Genomic DNA, 16,611 nt, shown 5'->3' with positions numbered 1-16,611 from the left:
AGGGGCTTGATCGTTCCCACGCTCTGCGTGGGCACGCAGCTTGGGACGCTCTGCCTTCCCTTTCCCAGCAATCAGAATTGCGATTGCAGGTAGTTTTCCAACCCGATCAGCTTGATCAGTCCCAACTGCTTCTCCAGCCAGTAGGTATGGTCTTCTTCGGTGTCGTTAAGCTGGATCCGCAGGATCTCGCGGGTCACGTAGTCGTTGTGCTGCTCGCAGAGCTCGATGCCTTTGCACAGTGCGGCGCGGACTTTGTATTCCAGGCGCAGGTCAGCGGCGAGCATGTCGGGCACCGTGGTACCGACGTCGAGGTCATCGGCACGCATGCGTGGCGTGCCTTCGAGCATCAGGATCCGGCGCATTAGCGCATCGGCGTGCTGGGTCTCTTCTTCCATCTCGTGGTTGATACGTTCGTAGAGCTCGGTAAAACCCCAATCCTCGTACATCCGCGAATGGATGAAATATTGATCACGGGCTGCCAGTTCGCCTGTCAGCAACGTGTTGAGGTAATCGATTACGTCTGGGTGACCTTGCATCGCCCTACATCTCCACAAGCTCTTAAAGGTTGTAGTTTGAACCAAGCTGAGCGCAAGGTCACTGTCTCAACGCTACAAAAGCGAAGAAAATCCGAGAAAACCAGGTTAAATAACGCAAAAACCACCCAAATGAGGGCGGTTCTGCTTCTCGTTTAGACTTAGTTAAGCGCTACACCCAAGGCTTTTGCGATGCCCTCTCCATAGGCAACATCGGCCTTGAAGAAATGCTGCAGCTGACGGTCAACCACATCTGCCGACACGCCTGCCATTGCACCGGCGATATTGCTGATCAACAGCGCCTTCTGCTCATCGCTCATCAAGCGGAACAGCGCACCGGCGTGGCTGTAGTAGTCGGTGTCTTCGCGATGATCGTAACGGTCCGCCGCGCCACTGAGAGCCAGTGCAGGTTCTGCGTAACGCGGGGCTTGCTTCGGCGCTTCCACGTAGCTGTTAGGCTCGTAGTTCGGTGCCGCCCCGCCATTGCTGCCAAACGCCATGGCACCGTCGCGCTGATAGGTATTGACCGGACTGCGCGGCGCATTCACCGGCAATTGCTGGTGATTGGTGCCCACACGGTAGCGATGCGCATCCGCGTAGGCGAAGACACGGCCCTGCAGCATGCGGTCCGGCGAGAGGCCAACCCCTGGCACCATGTTGCTAGGGCCAAACGCCGCTTGCTCGACTTCAGCAAAGTAATTCTGCGGGTTGCGGTTGAGCTCGAGCACACCGACTTCGATCAGCGGAAACTCTTTCTGCGACCAGGTCTTGGTGACGTCGAACGGATTCTCGTAATGGGCTGCGGCCTGGGCTTCGGTCATGACCTGGATGCAAACGCTCCATTTCGGGAAGTCACCGCGCTCGATGGCGCTGAACAAGTCACGCTGGGCGTAATCCGGGTCCGTCCCCGCCAGGCGTGCTGCCTCTGCCGGCGCGAGGTTCTTGATCCCTTGCTGGGTCTTGTAGTGCCACTTCACCCAGTGGCGCTCACCCTGTGCGTTGATCAGGCTGTAGGTATGACTGCCGAAGCCGTGCATGTGGCGGTAGCCATCCGGGATACCGCGATCGGAAAACAGAATGGTGACCTGGTGCAACGCCTCAGGCGAATGCGACCAGAAATCCCACATCGCCTGGGCGCTTTTCAGATTGCTTTGCGGCAGACGTTTCTGGGTGTGGATGAAGTCTGGAAATTTCAACGGATCACGGATGAAGAATACCGGGGTGTTGTTGCCGACGATGTCCCAGTTGCCTTCCTCGGTGTAGAACTTCAGGGCGAAACCGCGCGGATCGCGTTCGGTGTCGGCAGAACCACGCTCACCGCCCACGGTGGAGAACCGCAGGAAAGTTGGGGTTTGCTTGCCGACTGTGTCGAACAACTTGGCGCTGGTGTACTGCGTGATATCCCGGGTCACGGTAAATGTACCGTAGGCGCCCGAGCCTTTGGCGTGCACACGGCGTTCAGGAATATTTTCGCGGTTGAAGTGGGCGAGTTTCTCGATCAGGTGGAAATCGTCGAGCAGCAGCGGGCCGCGCGGGCCGGCGGAGCGAGAGTTCTGGTTATCGGCGACAGGAGCGCCGCTGGCGGTCGTAAGCGTTTTGGTCTGGCTCATGCTCAATCTTCCTAGGTCGGTCTTCGAACTGCCGGCTAATCGGCTGGAAAGGAGTATTGATCATGTTAATGACAGTATCCAAATTCATTAAATCATGGACATCGATAGTTATTATCTAAATCTGAAGACTTGCCGATAGCGAAACCTGACGAGACGGTGTTTCTGCTTTTCTAGCAGGCACAAAAAACCGGGCACGAGGCCCGGTTTTTTGTATGTTGCCGACTTACTCAGCGGATACAGCTTCGCCGCTGGTAGCACGATCAACCAACTCGACGTACGCCATAGGCGCGTTGTCGCCAGCGCGGAAACCGCACTTGAGGATGCGCAGGTAGCCACCCTCACGGGTAGCGTAACGCTTGCCCAGGTCGTTGAAGAGCTTACCAACGATAGCTTTCGAACGAGTACGGTCGAAAGCCAGACGGCGGTTAGCCAGGCTATCTGTCTTGGCCAGAGTGATCAGCGGCTCAGCAACGCGACGCAGTTCTTTGGCTTTCGGCAGTGTAGTTTTGATCAGCTCGTGCTCGAACAGCGACACCGCCATGTTTTGGAACATGGCCTTGCGGTGCGAGCTGGTGCGGCTCAGGTGACGACCACTTTTACGATGACGCATGGTTCATTCCTTACCAAACACAACGTTCGGTGATTACGACGATCAGGCAGTCGCCTTGTCGTCCTTCTTAAGACTTGCAGGCGGCCAGTTGTCGAGGCGCATGCCGAGGGACAGACCGCGGGAGGCCAGAACGTCCTTGATTTCAGTCAAGGATTTCTTGCCAAGGTTCGGAGTCTTCAACAGCTCTACTTCGGTACGCTGAATCAGGTCGCCGATGTAGTAGATGTTTTCCGCCTTAAGGCAGTTAGCCGAACGTACAGTCAGTTCCAGATCGTCAACCGGGCGAAGCAGGATCGGATCGATCTCGTCTTCCTGCTCGACAACCACTGGCTCACTGTCACCCTTGAGGTCGACGAACGCAGCCAACTGCTGTTGCAGGATGGTTGCAGCACGGCGGATAGCCTCTTCAGGATCCAGGGTACCGTTGGTTTCCAGATCAATAACCAGCTTGTCCAGGTTGGTACGCTGTTCGACACGGGCGTTTTCCACCACGTATGCGATACGGCGAACTGGGCTGAACGAAGAGTCAAGCTGCAAGCGACCGATGCTGCGGCTTTCGTCTTCATCGCTCTGACGCGAGTCTGCCGGTTCATAACCACGACCACGAGCTACGGTGAGCTTCATGTTCAGGGCGCCGTTAGACGCCAGGTTAGCGATTACGTGATCGGGGTTAACGATCTCGACATCATGATCCAGCTGAATATCGGCAGCGGTAACCACCCCCGAACCCTTCTTCGACAAGGTCAGCGTAACTTCGTCACGACCGTGCAGCTTGATAGCCAGACCTTTCAGGTTCAACAGGATTTCAATTACGTCTTCCTGTACACCTTCGATGGCGCTGTACTCATGGAGCACACCGTCAATCTCGGCCTCGACTACTGCACAGCCGGGCATTGAGGACAACAGGATGCGGCGCAGCGCGTTGCCCAGGGTGTGGCCGAAACCACGCTCGAGAGGCTCGAGTGTGATCTTGGCGCGGGTTGGACTGACAACCTGCACATCAATATGGCGGGGTGTCAGGAACTCATTTACCGAAATCTGCATGGATGCACCTATTTTCTAGCCCTTACTTGGAGTAGAGCTCGACAATCAGGCTTTCGTTGATGTCGGCGGACAGATCACTGCGAGCAGGAACGTTCTTGAAAACGCCCGACTTCTTCTCAGTGTCTACTTCTACCCATTCTACGCGGCCACGTTGGGCACACAGATCGAGAGCTTGGACAATGCGAAGTTGGTTCTTTGCTTTCTCGCGAACAGCAACCACGTCACCAGCACGAACCTGGTAGGACGGAACGTTTACGGTCTGACCGTTAACGCTGATCGACTTGTGCGATACCAGCTGACGAGATTCGGCACGAGTAGAACCGAAACCCATACGGTATACAACGTTGTCCAGGCGGCATTCGAGCAGCTGCAACAGGTTTTCGCCGGTTGCGCCTTTCTTGCCAGCAGCTTCTTTGTAGTAGCCGCTGAATTGACGCTCGAGAACGCCGTAGATACGACGGACCTTCTGCTTTTCACGCAGTTGGGTGCCGTAGTCGGACTGGCGACCGCGGCGTTGGCCGTGGATACCAGGTGCTGCTTCAATGTTGCACTTCGATTCGATCGCGCGCACGCCGCTCTTCAGAAAAAGATCGGTGCCTTCGCGACGAGCGAGTTTGCATTTTGGACCAATGTAACGAGCCATTCTTTACAATCTCCTGGATTACACGCGGCGCTTCTTCGGCGGACGGCACCCGTTGTGCGGGATTGGCGTCACGTCGGTGATGCTGGCGATCTTGTAGCCACAGCCGTTCAAAGCGCGGACTGCGGATTCACGACCTGGACCTGGACCCTTGACGTTGACGTCGAGGTTTTTCAGGCCGTATTCCAGCGCAGCTTGACCAGCACGCTCAGCAGCTACTTGAGCAGCGAACGGGGTGGACTTGCGGGAACCGCGGAAACCCGAACCACCGGAGGTAGCCCAGGAAAGAGCGTTACCTTGACGGTCGGTAATGGTCACGATGGTGTTGTTAAAAGAAGCATGGATGTGGGCGATGCCATCAACCACTGTCTTTTTAACTTTTTTACGAGGACGAGCAGCAGGTTTTGCCATGATTAAATTCCTGTCGATTCGCTGGGGCGATTACTTGCGGATCGGCTTACGCGGACCTTTACGGGTACGCGCGTTGGTCTTGGTACGCTGACCGCGTACTGGCAGACCACGACGATGACGCAGACCGCGATAGCAACCGAGGTCCATCAAGCGCTTGATTTTCATGTTGATTTCGCGACGCAGGTCACCTTCAGTGGTGAACTTCGCCACTTCGCCACGCAGCTGTTCAATCTGCTCGTCGCTCAGATCTTTGATCTTTGCCGCTGGGTTGACCCCAGTCACTGCACAAATTTTCTGTGCAGTAGTGCGACCAACACCATAGATGTAGGTCAGCGAGATAACAGTATGCTTGTTATCTGGAATGTTGACGCCTGCAATACGGGCCATTCAGTGGGACTCCAATTGACAGCTACCTACGCCCCGGAAGCCAAGAAATAGGGCGCGAGATAATATCGCTGTAATAACAAATAATCAACCCGGCAGCGCACTAGCTGCCGGGCTTAAAGCACAATCACACTCAGCCTTGGCGCTGTTTGTGACGCGGTTCCGCGCTGCAAATTACCCGAACAACACCTTCGCGGCGAATAATCTTGCAGTTACGGCACAGCTTTTTCACCGATGCACGAACTTTCATCACCAACTCCTCGAACCTTATGGACGCTACTCAGCGCAACATGCCGCTGCCGTAGCCCTTCAGGTTGGCTTTCTTCATCAGGGATTCGTACTGGTGCGAAACGAGGTGCGATTGTACTTGGGACATGAAGTCCATCACAACCACGACCACGATCAGCAACGAGGTCCCGCCAAGGTAGAACGGTACGTTTGCCGCAACCACCAGGAACTGGGGCAACAGACAGACGGCCGTCATGTAAAGAGCACCGAACATGGTCAAGCGAGTCAGAACGCCATCAATGTAGCGCGCAGACTGCTCACCTGGACGGATGCCCGGAATAAAGGCACCGGACTTCTTCAGGTTTTCCGCTACGTCTTTCGGATTGAACATCAACGCCGTATAGAAGAAGCAGAAGAAAATAATCCCTGCACTAAACAGCAGAATATTCAACGGCTGACCAGGAGCGATCGACTGCGAGATGTCCTGCAACCAGCCCATACCTTCAGACTGGCCGAACCAGGCACCCAACGAAGCCGGGAACAGCAGGATGCTGCTCGCGAAAATAGCCGGAATTACGCCGGCCATGTTCACCTTCAACGGCAAGTGGCTGGTCTGCGCAGCAAATACCTTGCGGCCCTGCTGACGCTTGGCGTAGTGAACAGCAATACGACGCTGACCACGCTCAATGAACACCACGAAACCGATAATCGCTACTGCCAGCAGACCGATGGCAACCAGGGCAAAAATGTTGATATCACCCTGACGCGCAGACTCGAAAGACTGCCCGATCGCTCTCGGAAGACCGGCGACGATACCTGCGAAGATCAACATCGAGATACCGTTGCCAACACCACGCTCAGTAATCTGCTCACCCAGCCACATCATGAACATCGCGCCTGCCACAAAAGTGGTTACCGCAACGAAATGAAAGCTGAAGTCAGCAGTGAACGAAACGCCCTGCCCCGCCAAGCCGATGGACATGCCAATGGCTTGAACGAGAGCGAGGACGACAGTGCCGTAGCGGGTGTACTGGCTGATCTTGCGACGGCCAGCTTCACCTTCCTTCTTCAACTGCTCCAGCTGCGGGCTGACGGCGCTCATCAATTGCATGATGATCGATGCCGAAATGTACGGCATGATCCCCAGTGCAAAGATGCTCATCCGCTCCAGCGCGCCGCCGGAAAACATGTTGAACAAGCTAAGAATGGTCCCCTCATTCTGTCGAAACAGGTCCGCGAGTCGGTCCGGGTTGATACCTGGAACCGGGATGTGTGCGCCTATTCGGTAGACGATAATCGCCAGGAACAGAAAACGCAGACGAGCCCAGAGTTCAGACATACCGCCTTTGCCGAGCGCAGAGAGAGCACCTTGCTTAGCCATTTATTCCTCGAACTTGCCGCCAGCTGCTTCGATAGCCGCACGCGCACCTTTGGTGGCGCCGATTCCCTTTCCGATGGTGACAGCACGAGCAACTTCGCCCGACAGCATGATTTTCACACGCTGAACGTTCTGGTTGATCACGTTGGCATCCTTCAGGGACTGCACGGTGACGATGTCGCCTTCCACTTTGGCCAGCTCGGACAGACGCACTTCTGCGCGATCCATGGCTTTCAGGGAAACGAAACCGAACTTCGGCAGGCGACGATGCAGCGGCTGTTGACCGCCTTCAAAGCCTGGAGCAATGGTGCCACCGGAGCGGGAAGTCTGACCTTTGTGGCCACGGCCACCGGTCTTGCCCAAACCACTACCGATACCACGGCCCGGACGATGCTTTTCGCGACGGGAACCCGGCGCTGGACTCAGATCATTGAGTTTCATCGATTAACCCTCGACACGCAGCATGTAGTAAGCCTTGTTGATCATCCCGCGATTCTCGGGAGTATCCAGGACTTCTACAGTGTGACCGATGCGACGCAGACCCAGACCCTTAACGCACAGTTTGTGGTTAGGGATGCGGCCGGTCATGCTTTTGATCAGCGTAACTTTTACGGTAGCCATGATCAGAAGATCTCCTTGACGCTTTTGCCACGCTTGGCGGCAATGGATTCAGGAGACTGCATTGCTTTCAAACCCTTGAAAGTGGCGTGAACCACGTTTACTGGGTTAGTCGAGCCGTAGCATTTGGCCAGAACGTTCTGAACGCCAGCAACTTCGAGGACAGCACGCATAGCGCCGCCAGCGATGATACCGGTACCTTCAGAAGCAGGCTGCATGTACACCTTCGAAGCGCCATGGGCAGACTTCATTGCGTACTGCAGAGTGGTGCCGTTCAGATCAACCTGGATCATGTTGCGGCGAGCAGCTTCCATTGCCTTCTGGATCGCAGCAGGCACTTCACGCGACTTGCCACGGCCGAAGCCAACACGGCCTTTACCATCACCCACTACGGTCAACGCAGTGAAAGTGAAGATACGGCCGCCTTTAACGGTTTTGGCTACGCGGTTAACTTGAACCAGCTTCTCGATGTAGCCTTCGTCGCGCTTTTGGTCGTTATTTGACATAACTTAGAACTCCAGCCCAGCTTCACGAGCAGCATCAGCCAGCGCCTTGACGCGGCCGTGGTACTTGAAGCCAGAGCGGTCGAAAGCCACCTGCGAGACGCCAGCGGCTTTTGCACGCGTAGCGACCAGCTGGCCAACCTTAGTGGCCGCGTCGATGTTGCCAGTGGCGCCATCACGCAGTTCTTTATCCAAAGTCGAGGCACTTGCCAGGACTTTGTTGCCGTCGGCCGAAATGACCTGGGCGTAGATGTGCTGCGACGAGCGGAACACGCAGAGACGCACGACTTCGAGTTCGTGCATTTTCAGGCGTGCTTTGCGAGCGCGACGCAGTCGAGTAACTTTTTTGTCGGTCATTTGCTATGCCCTACTTCTTCTTGGCTTCTTTACGACGGACGACTTCGTCCGCGTAGCGCACACCTTTGCCTTTGTACGGCTCTGGTGGACGGAAGTCGCGGATCTCGGCGGCCACTTGACCTACCAGCTGCTTGTCGATGCCCTTGATCAGGATATCGGTCTGGCTAGGAGTCTCAGCGGTGATGCCTTCCGGCAGTTCATAATCCACTGGGTGCGAGAAGCCAAGAGCCAGGTTCAGCACTGTGCCTTTTGCTTGCGCTTTGTAACCAACACCGACCAGCTGGAGCTTGCGCTCGAAGCCTTGGCTTACGCCTTGGACCATGTTGTTTACCAACGCACGAGTGGTACCAGCCATTGCGCGAGTCTGTTGATCGCCATTGCGAGCAGCGAAACGCAGCTCACCAGCTTCTTCAACGATCTCAACGGACGAATGGATGTTCAGTTGCAGAGTGCCCTTGGCACCCTTCACCGAAAGCTGTTGGCCTGCGAATTTGACTTCGACACCGGCTGGCAGCTTAACGGGGTTCTTAGCGACGCGTGACATGCTTATCCCCCCTTAGAACACAGTGCAAAGAACTTCGCCGCCGACACCGGCAGCGCGCGCAGCACGATCCGTCATCACACCTTTGTTGGTGGAGACGATAGACACGCCCAGGCCGCCGCGAACTTTCGGCAGATCCTCGACGGACTTGTACTGACGCAGGCCTGGACGGCTAACGCGCTTCACTTCCTCGATGACCGGACGGCCTTCGAAGTACTTCAGCTCGATGGACAGCAGTGGCTTGATTTCGCTGCTGATCTGATAACCCGCAATGTAACCTTCGTCCTTCAGGACTTTGGCAACAGCTACCTTCAACGTAGAAGATGGCATGCTTACGACGGACTTTTCAGCCATCTGGGCATTACGGATACGAGTTAGCATGTCCGCTAACGGGTCCTGCATACTCATGGGCTAGACGCTCCTAATACACAAAAAATTAGCCTTTCGGCTAGTACGTGTCGCCGAGCGCATCCGCGCAATAAAAACACGGGCTCAGGCGAGCCGGGTATTCTAGACACACCCCACAAATGAATCAAGCCCCAATAGGGGCTTGATTCATGTTCAAGGTCACCGACGGTCAGGATCTTGCGATCCCGAACGCCGCGACTTTGACAGTGCTTACCAGCTGGCTTTAACCAGACCTGGAACGTCACCACGCATTGCAGCTTGACGCAGCATGTTACGGCCAAGGCCGAACTTGCGATACACGCCGTGCGGACGACCAGTCAGGCGGCAGCGGTTACGCATGCGCGAGGCGCTTGCGTCACGTGGCTGCTTCTGCAGGGCTACGGTAGCTTCCCAACGCGCTTCTGGACTTGCGTTCAGATCAACGATGATAGCTTTCAGCGCTGCACGCTTGGTGGCGTACTTGGCAACGGTGAGCTGACGCTTCAGCTCACGGTTCTTCATGCTCTTCTTGGCCATTTTCCTACTCCAATCAGTTGCGGAACGGGAATTTGAAAGCGCGCAGCAGTGCGCGACCTTCGTCATCCGTCCGAGCAGTGGTGGTCAGGGTAATGTCCAGACCGCGGAGAGCGTCGATCTTGTCGTAATCGATTTCCGGGAAAATGATCTGCTCTTTAACGCCCATGCTGTAGTTGCCACGACCATCGAAGGACTTGGCATTCAGGCCGCGGAAGTCGCGAACCCGAGGCAGGGAGATCGACAGCAGACGATCCAGGAACTCGTACATACGCTCACGGCGCAGGGTCACTTTGACACCGATCGGCCAACCTTCACGGACTTTAAAGCCAGCGATGGATTTCCGAGCGTAAGTCACAACGACTTTCTGACCGGTGATCTTTTCCAGGTCGGCAACAGCGTGCTCGATGACTTTTTTGTCGCCGATCGCTTCGCCCAGACCCATGTTCAGGGTGATTTTGGTAACGCGCGGAACTTCCATCACGTTCGAAAGCTTAAGTTCTTCCTTAAGTTTCGGTGCGATTTCCTTCCGGTAAATCTCTTTTAGTCGTGCCATGGTCTTCTACCTAGCAGTGTTCAAGCATCAACCGCTTTTTGGGTCGACTTGAAGACACGAATTTTCTTACCGTCTTCTACTTTGAAACCAACGCGGTCAGCCTTGTTGGTTTCGCCGTTGAAGATGGCGACGTTGGAAGCGTGCAGTGGCGCTTCTTTCTCGACGATACCGCCCTGTACGCCCGACATCGGGTTAGGCTTGGTATGACGCTTGACCAGGTTCAGACCACCAACAACCAGACGGTTGTCAGCAAGAACCTTCAGCACCTTACCGCGCTTACCTTTGTCTTTGCCGGCGATCACGATGATCTCGTCGTCACGACGAATCTTTTGCATGTCGGATCTCCTTACAGCACTTCTGGGGCGAGCGAGACGATCTTCATGAACTTCTCAGTACGAAGTTCACGGGTCACTGGCCCAAAGATACGGGTGCCGATCGGCTCTTGCTTGTTGTTCAACAGAACAGCAGCGTTGCCATCAAAGCGGATGATGGAGCCGTCAGCACGACGGACACCATGGCGAGTGCGGACTACGACAGCAGTCATCACCTGGCCTTTTTTCACCTTACCGCGAGGAATTGCTTCCTTGACGGTAACTTTGATGATGTCACCGATACCAGCGTAACGACGATGGGAGCCACCCAGCACCTTGATGCACATAACACGGCGAGCGCCGCTGTTATCGGCCACATCGAGCATGGATTGAGTCTGAATCATATAATTTCTCCGACCCCTAGCCCTTAGACTTCCACAGCGCGTTCGAGAACATCAACCAGCGCCCAAGACTTGGTCTTGGCCATCGGACGAGTTTCACGAATAGTGACTTTGTCGCCGATGTGGCACTGATTGGTTTCGTCGTGCGCGTGCAGCTTAGTCGAACGCTTAACGTATTTACCGTAGATCGGGTGCTTAACGCGACGCTCGATCAGAACGGTGATGGTTTTGTCCATCTTGTCGCTGACAACACGGCCAGTCAGCGTACGGACAGTTTTTTCGGCTTCAGCCATGATTACTTACCTGCCTGCTGGTTGAGCACAGTTTTCACGCGAGCGATGTCACGCTTAACTTGCGAGAGCAGATGAGACTGCCCCAACTGGCCAGTTGCTTTCTGCATACGCAGATTGAACTGGTCGCGCAGCAGGCCGAGCAGTTGCTCGTTCAGCTGCTGTGCTGATTTTTCACGAAGCTCATTCGCTTTCATCACATCACCGTCCGTTTAACAAAGGAGGTGGCGAGCGGCAGCTTTGCAGCAGCCAGGGCGAAAGCCTCACGCGCCAGCTCTTCAGAAACACCCTCGATTTCATACAGGACTTTGCCTGGCTGAATCTGGGCAACCCAGTACTCCACGTTACCCTTACCTTTACCCATCCGAACTTCGAGTGGCTTCTTGGTGACAGGCTTGTCCGGGAATACACGGATCCAGATCTTGCCGCCACGTTTTACGTGACGGGTCAGAGCACGACGCGCTGACTCGATCTGACGAGCGGTGAGACGACCACGAGCAACAGACTTCAGCGCGAACTCGCCGAAGCTGACTTTGCTACCGCGCAATGCCAGGCCACGGTTGTGACCGGTCATCTGCTTGCGGAACTTCGTACGCTTTGGTTGCAACATTTGGCGTACCCCTTACTTAGCAGCTTTTTTACGAGGCGCTGGTGCTTGTGGCTTCAGTTCTTCTTGGCGACCACCAATTACTTCGCCTTTGAAGATCCAAACCTTTACACCGATCACACCGTAGGTGGTGTGAGCTTCGTAGTTGGCATAGTCGATGTCGGCACGCAGGGTGTGCAGTGGCACACGACCTTCGCGATACCATTCAGTACGTGCGATTTCAGCACCGCCGAGACGACCGCTCACTTGGATTTTGATGCCTTTGGCACCAATGCGCATTGCGTTCTGTACAGCGCGCTTCATAGCGCGACGGAACATTACGCGACGCTCCAGCTGCTGAGCTACGCTCTGCGCAACCAGCATACCGTCGAGCTCCGGCTTGCGGATCTCTTCGATATTGATGTGCACAGGCACACCCATTTGCTTGGTCAGGTCCTGACGCAGTTTCTCAACATCTTCACCTTTCTTCCCGATAACGATACCTGGACGAGCGGTGTGGATGGTGATACGTGCAGTCTGCGCCGGACGATGGATATCGATACGGCTTACGGACGCGCTTTTTAGTTTGTCTTGGAGATACTCACGCACCTTCAGATCAGCGAACAAGTAGTCCGCATAAGTCCGACCGTCTGCGTACCAGACGGAGGTGTGCTCCTTGACGATTCCCAGGCGAATGCCAATGGGATGTACTTTCTGACCCATCTCTTCGACTCCGTTACTTGTCAGCAACCTTGACAGTGATATGGCAAGACCGCTTGACGATGCGATCAGCACGGCCTTTGGCACGTGGCATGATGCGCTTCAGCGAACGCCCTTCGTTGACGAAAACGGTGCTGACCTTCAGGTCATCAACGTCTGCGCCTTCGTTATGCTCGGCGTTGGCTACGGCCGACTCCAGCACTTTCTTCATGATCTCGGCGGCTTTCTTACTGCTGAAAGCCAACAGGTTGAGCGCTTCGCCCACCTTCTTCCCGCGGATCTGGTCGGCGACCAAGCGGGCTTTCTGGGCGGAGATTCGAGCGCCCGACAACTTAGCGGCTACTTCCATTTCCTTACCCCTTAACGCTTGGCTTTCTTGTCAGCCACGTGCCCACGGTATGTGCGGGTACCGGCGAACTCGCCCAGTTTGTGGCCGACCATGTCTTCGTTCACGAGAACTGGGACGTGTTGGCGACCGTTGTGTACTGCGATGGTCAGACCGACCATTTGTGGCAGGATCATCGAACGACGCGACCAGGTCTTAACTGGTTTGCGATCGTTCTTTTCCGCCGCCACTTCGATCTTCTTCAGTAGGTGAAGATCAATAAAAGGACCTTTTTTCAGAGAACGTGGCACTGTCGTATCCCTCTATTTACTTGCGACGACGGACGATCATTTTGTCGGTACGCTTATTACCACGAGTCTTCGCGCCCTTAGTCGGGAAGCCCCATGGCGATACCGGATGACGACCACCAGAGGTACGACCTTCACCACCACCATGTGGGTGGTCAACCGGGTTCATGGCAACACCACGAACGGTTGGGCGAACGCCACGCCAGCGCTTGGCACCAGCTTTACCCAACGAACGCAGGCTGTGCTCGGAGTTCGAGACTTCGCCCAGGGTCGCACGGCATTCAGCCAGTACTTTACGCATCTCACCAGAACGCAGACGCAGGGTCACGTAGACACCTTCACGAGCGATCAGCTGAGCCGAAGCACCAGCGGAACGAGCGATCTGTGCGCCTTTACCTGGCTTCAATTCGATGCCGTGTACGGTGCTACCAACTGGAATGTTACGCAGTTGCAGAGCGTTGCCCGGCTTGATCGGTGCCAGGGCACCTGCGATCAGCTGGTCGCCAGCACTCACGCCTTTAGGGGCGATGATGTAGCGACGCTCGCCATCTGCGTACAGCAGCAGAGCGATGTGAGCAGTACGGTTTGGATCGTATTCGATACGCTCGACGGTGGCAGCGATGCCATCCTTGTCGTTGCGACGGAAGTCGACCAGACGATAATGCTGCTTATGACCACCACCGATGTGACGAGTGGTAATACGGCCATTGTTGTTACGACCACCAGACTTCGATTTTTTCTCGAGCAGCGGTGCGTGAGGAGCGCCTTTATGCAGCTCCTGGTTGACCACCTTGACCACAAAACGGCGGCCAGGGGAAGTCGGTTTGCATTTAACGATTGCCATGATGCACCCCTTCCTTACTCAGCACTGCTGCTGAAATCGAGATCTTGGCCTGGCTGAAGGGAGATAACTGCCTTCTTCCAGTCATTACGCTTGCCCAGACCGCGAGCAGTGCGCTTGCTTTTACCCAGAACGTTCAGGGTAGTCACGCGCTCTACTTTCACGCTGAACAGGCTTTCGACGGCCTTCTTGATTTCCAGCTTGGTTGCGTCGGTAGCAACCTTGAAAACGAACTGGCCTTTCTTGTCTGCCAGAACCGTAGCCTTCTCGGAAACGTGCGGGCCAAGCAGAACTTTAAATACGCGTTCCTGGTTCATCCCAGCAGCTCCTCGAATTTCTTCACGGCCGACACGGTGATCAACACCTTGTCGTATGCGATCAGACTGACCGGATCGGAACCCTGCACGTCACGAACGTCGACGTGTGGCAGGTTGCGAGCAGCCAGGTACAGGTTCTGATCAACAGCGTCAGACACGATCAGGACGTCAGTCAGGCCCATGCCGTTCAGCTTGTTCAGCAGATCTTTGGTTTTCGGTGCTTCAACAGCGAAGTCCTGAACCACGACCAGACGATCAGTACGCACCAGCTCAGCAAGGATGGAACGCATTGCTGCGCGATACATCTTCTTGTTCAGCTTCTGGGAGTGATCCTGAGGACGAGCTGCGAAAGTGGTACCGCCGCCACGCCAGATTGGGCTACGGATAGTACCGGCACGAGCACGGCCAGTACCTTTCTGACGCCATGGGCGCTTGCCGCCACCGGAAACGTCGGAACGGGTCTTTTGCTGCTTGCTACCTTGACGGCCGCCAGCCATGTAGGCCACGACTGCTTGGTGAACCAGCGTCTCGTTGAATTCGCCGCCAAATGTCAGTTCGGAAACTTCGATCGCTTGAGCGTCATTTACATTTAATTGCATGTCAGCTTCCCCTTAACCGCGAGCCTTGGCTGCTGGACGTACAACCAAGTTGCCGCCAGTAGCGCCAGGAACAGCGCCCTTGACCAACAACAGATTGCGTTCAGCGTCCACGCGCACTACTTCGAGGGACTGCACGGTCACGCGCTCAGCGCCCATATGACCGGACATTTTTTTGCCCTTGAATACACGACCAGGAGTCTGGCACTGGCCGATAGAGCCTGGAACGCGGTGGGATACGGAGTTACCGTGGGTGTTATCTTGCCCGCGGAAGTTCCAACGCTTGATCGTACCCTGGAAGCCTTTACCTTTGGACTGACCGGTTACATCAACCAGTTGACCAGCGGCGAAGATTTCAGCGTTGATCAGATCGCCGGCCTGGTACTCGCCTTCTTCAAGGCGGAATTCCATTACGGTACGACCAGCGGCAACGTTCGCCTTGGCGAAGTGGCCAGCCTGAGCTGCTGTTACACGCGAAGCACGACGCTCGCCGACAGTGACTTGCACTGCACGATAGCCATCGGTCTCTTCAGTTTTGAACTGGGTGACGCGATTCGGCTCGATCTCAATGACCGTGACCGGAATGGAGACACCTTCTTCGGTGAAAATACGGGTCATACCGCATTTACGACCGACTACACCAATAGTCATGTTGTAAACCTCATGAGTGTACGGGGCTTTCACCCGCTATGGCCGCCCATTTCAGAGCGTTACACGACTAAGACCGAGTCTTAGCCGAGGCTGATCTGCACTTCCACACCGGCCGCAAGATCGAGCTTCATAAGAGCATCAACGGTTTTATCCGTTGGCTGGACGATGTCCAGAACGCGCTTATGAGTACGGATCTCGTACTGGTCACGCGCGTCTTTGTTGACGTGCGGGGAGACCAGAACGGTGAACCGCTCTTTACGGGTAGGCAGTGGAATTGGACCACGCACTTGAGCACCAGTACGTTTCGCGGTTTCCACGATTTCCTGGGTGGATTGGTCGATCAGGCGATGGTCAAAAGCCTTCAACCTGATACGGATTTGCTGATTTTGCATTGGATTTCAGACTCCGGCTGCTATTCCCACCGGGCGCAATACGCCCGTTAAAAGGAGGCGCAATTCTATAGACGCCCCTGATAGGTGTCAACCCAATAAAAAAGCCCCCGCTAAGCGGGGGCTTTTCAACTCATCAAGCTGACTCTGAAAGAGACTTACTCGATGACTTTGGCTACGACGCCAGCGCCGACGGTACGACCGCCTTCACGGATAGCGAAACGCAGACCGTCTTCCATCGCGATGGTCTTGATCAGGGTAACAGTCATCTGAATGTTGTCACCTGGCATTACCATTTCAACGCCTTCTGGCAGCTCGCAGTTACCAGTCACGTCAGTTGTACGGAAGTAGAACTGTGGACGGTAGCCTTTGAAGAACGGAGTGTGACGACCGCCTTCTTCCTTGCTCAGAACGTAAACTTCTGCGGTGAACTTGGTGTGCGGCTTGACGGTGCCTGGCTTGACCAGAACCTGGCCACGCTCAACGTCGTCACGCTTGGTGCCGCGCAGCAGTACGCCGCAGTTCTCGCCAGCACGACCTTC

30 protein-coding genes and 1 pseudogene are annotated in these 16,611 nt (G+C 55.4%); all 31 read right to left on the bottom strand.

What is annotated here, in order from left to right; genetic code table 11:
- Nucleotides 1–71 precede the first annotated feature (71 nt).
- A complete protein-coding gene (gene bfr, locus BLO97_RS29485; protein ID WP_014340470.1) occupies nucleotides 72–536 on the bottom strand; it encodes a bacterioferritin in 465 nt (154 codons plus the stop codon).
- 158 nt (nucleotides 537–694) lie between these two features.
- Nucleotides 695–2,143: a catalase gene (locus tag BLO97_RS29480; protein ID WP_063324141.1), complete on the bottom strand. Its 1,449-nt coding sequence runs from the start codon at nucleotides 2,141–2,143 to the stop codon at nucleotides 695–697.
- Between the two features lie 223 nt (nucleotides 2,144–2,366).
- Nucleotides 2,367–2,753, bottom strand: a complete 387-nt coding sequence (gene rplQ / locus BLO97_RS29475; RefSeq protein WP_003186009.1) for a 50S ribosomal protein L17 — start codon at nucleotides 2,751–2,753, stop codon at nucleotides 2,367–2,369.
- 42 nt (nucleotides 2,754–2,795) lie between these two features.
- Nucleotides 2,796–3,797 carry a DNA-directed RNA polymerase subunit alpha gene (gene rpoA / locus BLO97_RS29470; protein WP_003186012.1) on the bottom strand — a complete coding sequence of 334 codons (1,002 nt, stop codon included), beginning with the start codon at nucleotides 3,795–3,797 and terminating at the stop codon, nucleotides 2,796–2,798.
- Nucleotides 3,798–3,819: 22 nt separating this feature from the next.
- The gene (gene rpsD, locus BLO97_RS29465) at nucleotides 3,820–4,440 is read right to left on the bottom strand and encodes a 30S ribosomal protein S4 (protein WP_003176404.1); all 621 of its coding nucleotides are present in this window, start codon (nucleotides 4,438–4,440) and stop codon (nucleotides 3,820–3,822) included.
- Between the two features lie 18 nt (nucleotides 4,441–4,458).
- A complete protein-coding gene (rpsK, locus tag BLO97_RS29460) occupies nucleotides 4,459–4,848 on the bottom strand; it encodes a 30S ribosomal protein S11 (protein WP_002555466.1) in 390 nt (129 codons plus the stop codon).
- A gap of 30 nt (nucleotides 4,849–4,878) precedes the next feature.
- Nucleotides 4,879–5,235, bottom strand: coding sequence for a 30S ribosomal protein S13 (gene rpsM, locus BLO97_RS29455; RefSeq protein WP_003186020.1), 357 nt, complete (start codon nucleotides 5,233–5,235; stop codon nucleotides 4,879–4,881).
- 130 nt (nucleotides 5,236–5,365) lie between these two features.
- Nucleotides 5,366–5,482 carry a 50S ribosomal protein L36 gene (rpmJ, locus tag BLO97_RS29450; RefSeq protein ID WP_002555468.1) on the bottom strand — a complete coding sequence of 39 codons (117 nt, stop codon included), beginning with the start codon at nucleotides 5,480–5,482 and terminating at the stop codon, nucleotides 5,366–5,368.
- A gap of 30 nt (nucleotides 5,483–5,512) precedes the next feature.
- On the bottom strand, nucleotides 5,513–6,841 hold the full coding sequence (secY, locus tag BLO97_RS29445) for a preprotein translocase subunit SecY (RefSeq protein WP_003186029.1): 1,329 nt from the start codon (nucleotides 6,839–6,841) through the stop codon (nucleotides 5,513–5,515).
- Nucleotides 6,842–7,279 (bottom strand): 50S ribosomal protein L15, encoded by a 438-nt coding sequence (gene rplO, locus BLO97_RS29440; protein ID WP_063324140.1) that lies wholly within the window; start codon nucleotides 7,277–7,279, stop codon nucleotides 6,842–6,844.
- Nucleotides 7,280–7,282: 3 nt separating this feature from the next.
- On the bottom strand, nucleotides 7,283–7,459 hold the full coding sequence (gene rpmD / locus BLO97_RS29435; protein WP_003186033.1) for a 50S ribosomal protein L30: 177 nt from the start codon (nucleotides 7,457–7,459) through the stop codon (nucleotides 7,283–7,285).
- 2 nt (nucleotides 7,460–7,461) lie between these two features.
- A complete protein-coding gene (gene rpsE, locus BLO97_RS29430; RefSeq protein WP_003186035.1) occupies nucleotides 7,462–7,962 on the bottom strand; it encodes a 30S ribosomal protein S5 in 501 nt (166 codons plus the stop codon).
- 3 nt (nucleotides 7,963–7,965) lie between these two features.
- Nucleotides 7,966–8,316, bottom strand: a complete 351-nt coding sequence (gene rplR / locus BLO97_RS29425; protein WP_003186037.1) for a 50S ribosomal protein L18 — start codon at nucleotides 8,314–8,316, stop codon at nucleotides 7,966–7,968.
- A gap of 10 nt (nucleotides 8,317–8,326) precedes the next feature.
- Nucleotides 8,327–8,860 carry a 50S ribosomal protein L6 gene (gene rplF / locus BLO97_RS29420; protein WP_003186039.1) on the bottom strand — a complete coding sequence of 178 codons (534 nt, stop codon included), beginning with the start codon at nucleotides 8,858–8,860 and terminating at the stop codon, nucleotides 8,327–8,329.
- A 12-nt stretch (nucleotides 8,861–8,872) separates the two neighbouring features.
- Complete coding sequence (gene rpsH / locus BLO97_RS29415; RefSeq protein WP_017848802.1) at nucleotides 8,873–9,265, bottom strand: 30S ribosomal protein S8; 393 nt, start codon at nucleotides 9,263–9,265, stop codon at nucleotides 8,873–8,875.
- Nucleotides 9,266–9,475: 210 nt separating this feature from the next.
- Nucleotides 9,476–9,781, bottom strand: coding sequence for a 30S ribosomal protein S14 (gene rpsN / locus BLO97_RS29410; RefSeq protein ID WP_003186042.1), 306 nt, complete (start codon nucleotides 9,779–9,781; stop codon nucleotides 9,476–9,478).
- A 13-nt stretch (nucleotides 9,782–9,794) separates the two neighbouring features.
- On the bottom strand, nucleotides 9,795–10,334 hold the full coding sequence (gene rplE, locus BLO97_RS29405; RefSeq protein ID WP_003186044.1) for a 50S ribosomal protein L5: 540 nt from the start codon (nucleotides 10,332–10,334) through the stop codon (nucleotides 9,795–9,797).
- Between the two features lie 20 nt (nucleotides 10,335–10,354).
- Nucleotides 10,355–10,669, bottom strand: a complete 315-nt coding sequence (rplX, locus tag BLO97_RS29400) for a 50S ribosomal protein L24 (protein WP_003186046.1) — start codon at nucleotides 10,667–10,669, stop codon at nucleotides 10,355–10,357.
- 11 nt (nucleotides 10,670–10,680) lie between these two features.
- Entirely contained in the window at nucleotides 10,681–11,049 is a 369-nt protein-coding gene (rplN, locus tag BLO97_RS29395; RefSeq protein ID WP_002555479.1) for a 50S ribosomal protein L14, read from the bottom strand.
- Between the two features lie 23 nt (nucleotides 11,050–11,072).
- Nucleotides 11,073–11,339 carry a 30S ribosomal protein S17 gene (rpsQ, locus tag BLO97_RS29390; protein ID WP_003194644.1) on the bottom strand — a complete coding sequence of 89 codons (267 nt, stop codon included), beginning with the start codon at nucleotides 11,337–11,339 and terminating at the stop codon, nucleotides 11,073–11,075.
- Between the two features lie 2 nt (nucleotides 11,340–11,341).
- Nucleotides 11,342–11,533: a 50S ribosomal protein L29 gene (gene rpmC, locus BLO97_RS29385; protein ID WP_002555481.1), complete on the bottom strand. Its 192-nt coding sequence runs from the start codon at nucleotides 11,531–11,533 to the stop codon at nucleotides 11,342–11,344.
- The gene (rplP, locus tag BLO97_RS29380) at nucleotides 11,533–11,946 is read right to left on the bottom strand and encodes a 50S ribosomal protein L16 (protein ID WP_003186052.1); all 414 of its coding nucleotides are present in this window, start codon (nucleotides 11,944–11,946) and stop codon (nucleotides 11,533–11,535) included. The genes rpmC and rplP overlap by 1 nt, the downstream gene beginning before the upstream one ends.
- A gap of 12 nt (nucleotides 11,947–11,958) precedes the next feature.
- Nucleotides 11,959–12,645, bottom strand: coding sequence for a 30S ribosomal protein S3 (gene rpsC / locus BLO97_RS29375; protein WP_003176422.1), 687 nt, complete (start codon nucleotides 12,643–12,645; stop codon nucleotides 11,959–11,961).
- Between the two features lie 13 nt (nucleotides 12,646–12,658).
- Complete coding sequence (rplV, locus tag BLO97_RS29370; RefSeq protein ID WP_003103908.1) at nucleotides 12,659–12,991, bottom strand: 50S ribosomal protein L22; 333 nt, start codon at nucleotides 12,989–12,991, stop codon at nucleotides 12,659–12,661.
- A gap of 11 nt (nucleotides 12,992–13,002) precedes the next feature.
- On the bottom strand, nucleotides 13,003–13,278 hold the full coding sequence (gene rpsS, locus BLO97_RS29365) for a 30S ribosomal protein S19 (protein WP_002555486.1): 276 nt from the start codon (nucleotides 13,276–13,278) through the stop codon (nucleotides 13,003–13,005).
- 16 nt (nucleotides 13,279–13,294) lie between these two features.
- Entirely contained in the window at nucleotides 13,295–14,119 is an 825-nt protein-coding gene (rplB, locus tag BLO97_RS29360) for a 50S ribosomal protein L2 (protein ID WP_003186055.1), read from the bottom strand.
- A 14-nt stretch (nucleotides 14,120–14,133) separates the two neighbouring features.
- A complete protein-coding gene (gene rplW, locus BLO97_RS29355; RefSeq protein ID WP_002555488.1) occupies nucleotides 14,134–14,433 on the bottom strand; it encodes a 50S ribosomal protein L23 in 300 nt (99 codons plus the stop codon).
- A complete protein-coding gene (rplD, locus tag BLO97_RS29350; RefSeq protein ID WP_003186057.1) occupies nucleotides 14,430–15,032 on the bottom strand; it encodes a 50S ribosomal protein L4 in 603 nt (200 codons plus the stop codon). Before rplD ends, rplW begins: the two co-directional genes overlap by 4 nt.
- Nucleotides 15,033–15,044: 12 nt before the next feature.
- The gene (gene rplC, locus BLO97_RS29345) at nucleotides 15,045–15,680 is read right to left on the bottom strand and encodes a 50S ribosomal protein L3 (protein ID WP_003186059.1); all 636 of its coding nucleotides are present in this window, start codon (nucleotides 15,678–15,680) and stop codon (nucleotides 15,045–15,047) included.
- 80 nt (nucleotides 15,681–15,760) lie between these two features.
- The gene (gene rpsJ / locus BLO97_RS29340; RefSeq protein ID WP_003186070.1) at nucleotides 15,761–16,072 is read right to left on the bottom strand and encodes a 30S ribosomal protein S10; all 312 of its coding nucleotides are present in this window, start codon (nucleotides 16,070–16,072) and stop codon (nucleotides 15,761–15,763) included.
- Between the two features lie 155 nt (nucleotides 16,073–16,227).
- A pseudogene (locus BLO97_RS29335) lies at nucleotides 16,228–16,611 on the bottom strand (elongation factor Tu); the annotation flags it as partial.

The organism is Pseudomonas sp. NFACC05-1, from assembly GCF_900100135.1.
GTDB classification, from domain to species: Bacteria; Pseudomonadota; Gammaproteobacteria; order Pseudomonadales; family Pseudomonadaceae; genus Aquipseudomonas; species Aquipseudomonas fluorescens_Q.
This window is presented reverse-complemented; position numbering and strand designations above follow the sequence as displayed.

Coding starts and splice junctions, on each gene's coding strand:
- bfr (WP_014340470.1), bottom strand. CDS start 536: ATGCAAGGTCACCCAGACGTAATCGATTACCTCAACACGTTGCTGACA.
- BLO97_RS29480 (WP_063324141.1), bottom strand. CDS start 2,143: ATGAGCCAGACCAAAACGCTTACGACCGCCAGCGGCGCTCCTGTCGCC.
- rplQ (WP_003186009.1), bottom strand. CDS start 2,753: ATGCGTCATCGTAAAAGTGGTCGTCACCTGAGCCGCACCAGCTCGCAC.
- rpoA (WP_003186012.1), bottom strand. CDS start 3,797: ATGCAGATTTCGGTAAATGAGTTCCTGACACCCCGCCATATTGATGTG.
- rpsD (WP_003176404.1), bottom strand. CDS start 4,440: ATGGCTCGTTACATTGGTCCAAAATGCAAACTCGCTCGTCGCGAAGGC.
- rpsK (WP_002555466.1), bottom strand. CDS start 4,848: ATGGCAAAACCTGCTGCTCGTCCTCGTAAAAAAGTTAAAAAGACAGTG.
- rpsM (WP_003186020.1), bottom strand. CDS start 5,235: ATGGCCCGTATTGCAGGCGTCAACATTCCAGATAACAAGCATACTGTT.
- rpmJ (WP_002555468.1), bottom strand. CDS start 5,482: ATGAAAGTTCGTGCATCGGTGAAAAAGCTGTGCCGTAACTGCAAGATT.
- secY (WP_003186029.1), bottom strand. CDS start 6,841: ATGGCTAAGCAAGGTGCTCTCTCTGCGCTCGGCAAAGGCGGTATGTCT.
- rplO (WP_063324140.1), bottom strand. CDS start 7,279: ATGAAACTCAATGATCTGAGTCCAGCGCCGGGTTCCCGTCGCGAAAAG.
- rpmD (WP_003186033.1), bottom strand. CDS start 7,459: ATGGCTACCGTAAAAGTTACGCTGATCAAAAGCATGACCGGCCGCATC.
- rpsE (WP_003186035.1), bottom strand. CDS start 7,962: ATGTCAAATAACGACCAAAAGCGCGACGAAGGCTACATCGAGAAGCTG.
- rplR (WP_003186037.1), bottom strand. CDS start 8,316: ATGACCGACAAAAAAGTTACTCGACTGCGTCGCGCTCGCAAAGCACGC.
- rplF (WP_003186039.1), bottom strand. CDS start 8,860: ATGTCACGCGTCGCTAAGAACCCCGTTAAGCTGCCAGCCGGTGTCGAA.
- rpsH (WP_017848802.1), bottom strand. CDS start 9,265: ATGAGTATGCAGGACCCGTTAGCGGACATGCTAACTCGTATCCGTAAT.
- rpsN (WP_003186042.1), bottom strand. CDS start 9,781: ATGGCCAAGAAGAGCATGAAGAACCGTGAGCTGAAGCGTCAGCTCACC.
- rplE (WP_003186044.1), bottom strand. CDS start 10,334: ATGGCACGACTAAAAGAGATTTACCGGAAGGAAATCGCACCGAAACTT.
- rplX (WP_003186046.1), bottom strand. CDS start 10,669: ATGCAAAAGATTCGTCGTGACGACGAGATCATCGTGATCGCCGGCAAA.
- rplN (WP_002555479.1), bottom strand. CDS start 11,049: ATGATTCAGACTCAATCCATGCTCGATGTGGCCGATAACAGCGGCGCT.
- rpsQ (WP_003194644.1), bottom strand. CDS start 11,339: ATGGCTGAAGCCGAAAAAACTGTCCGTACGCTGACTGGCCGTGTTGTC.
- rpmC (WP_002555481.1), bottom strand. CDS start 11,533: ATGAAAGCGAATGAGCTTCGTGAAAAATCAGCACAGCAGCTGAACGAG.
- rplP (WP_003186052.1), bottom strand. CDS start 11,946: ATGTTGCAACCAAAGCGTACGAAGTTCCGCAAGCAGATGACCGGTCAC.
- rpsC (WP_003176422.1), bottom strand. CDS start 12,645: ATGGGTCAGAAAGTACATCCCATTGGCATTCGCCTGGGAATCGTCAAG.
- rplV (WP_003103908.1), bottom strand. CDS start 12,991: ATGGAAGTAGCCGCTAAGTTGTCGGGCGCTCGAATCTCCGCCCAGAAA.
- rplB (WP_003186055.1), bottom strand. CDS start 14,119: ATGGCAATCGTTAAATGCAAACCGACTTCCCCTGGCCGCCGTTTTGTG.
- rplW (WP_002555488.1), bottom strand. CDS start 14,433: ATGAACCAGGAACGCGTATTTAAAGTTCTGCTTGGCCCGCACGTTTCC.
- rplD (WP_003186057.1), bottom strand. CDS start 15,032: ATGCAATTAAATGTAAATGACGCTCAAGCGATCGAAGTTTCCGAACTG.
- rplC (WP_003186059.1), bottom strand. CDS start 15,680: ATGACTATTGGTGTAGTCGGTCGTAAATGCGGTATGACCCGTATTTTC.
- rpsJ (WP_003186070.1), bottom strand. CDS start 16,072: ATGCAAAATCAGCAAATCCGTATCAGGTTGAAGGCTTTTGACCATCGC.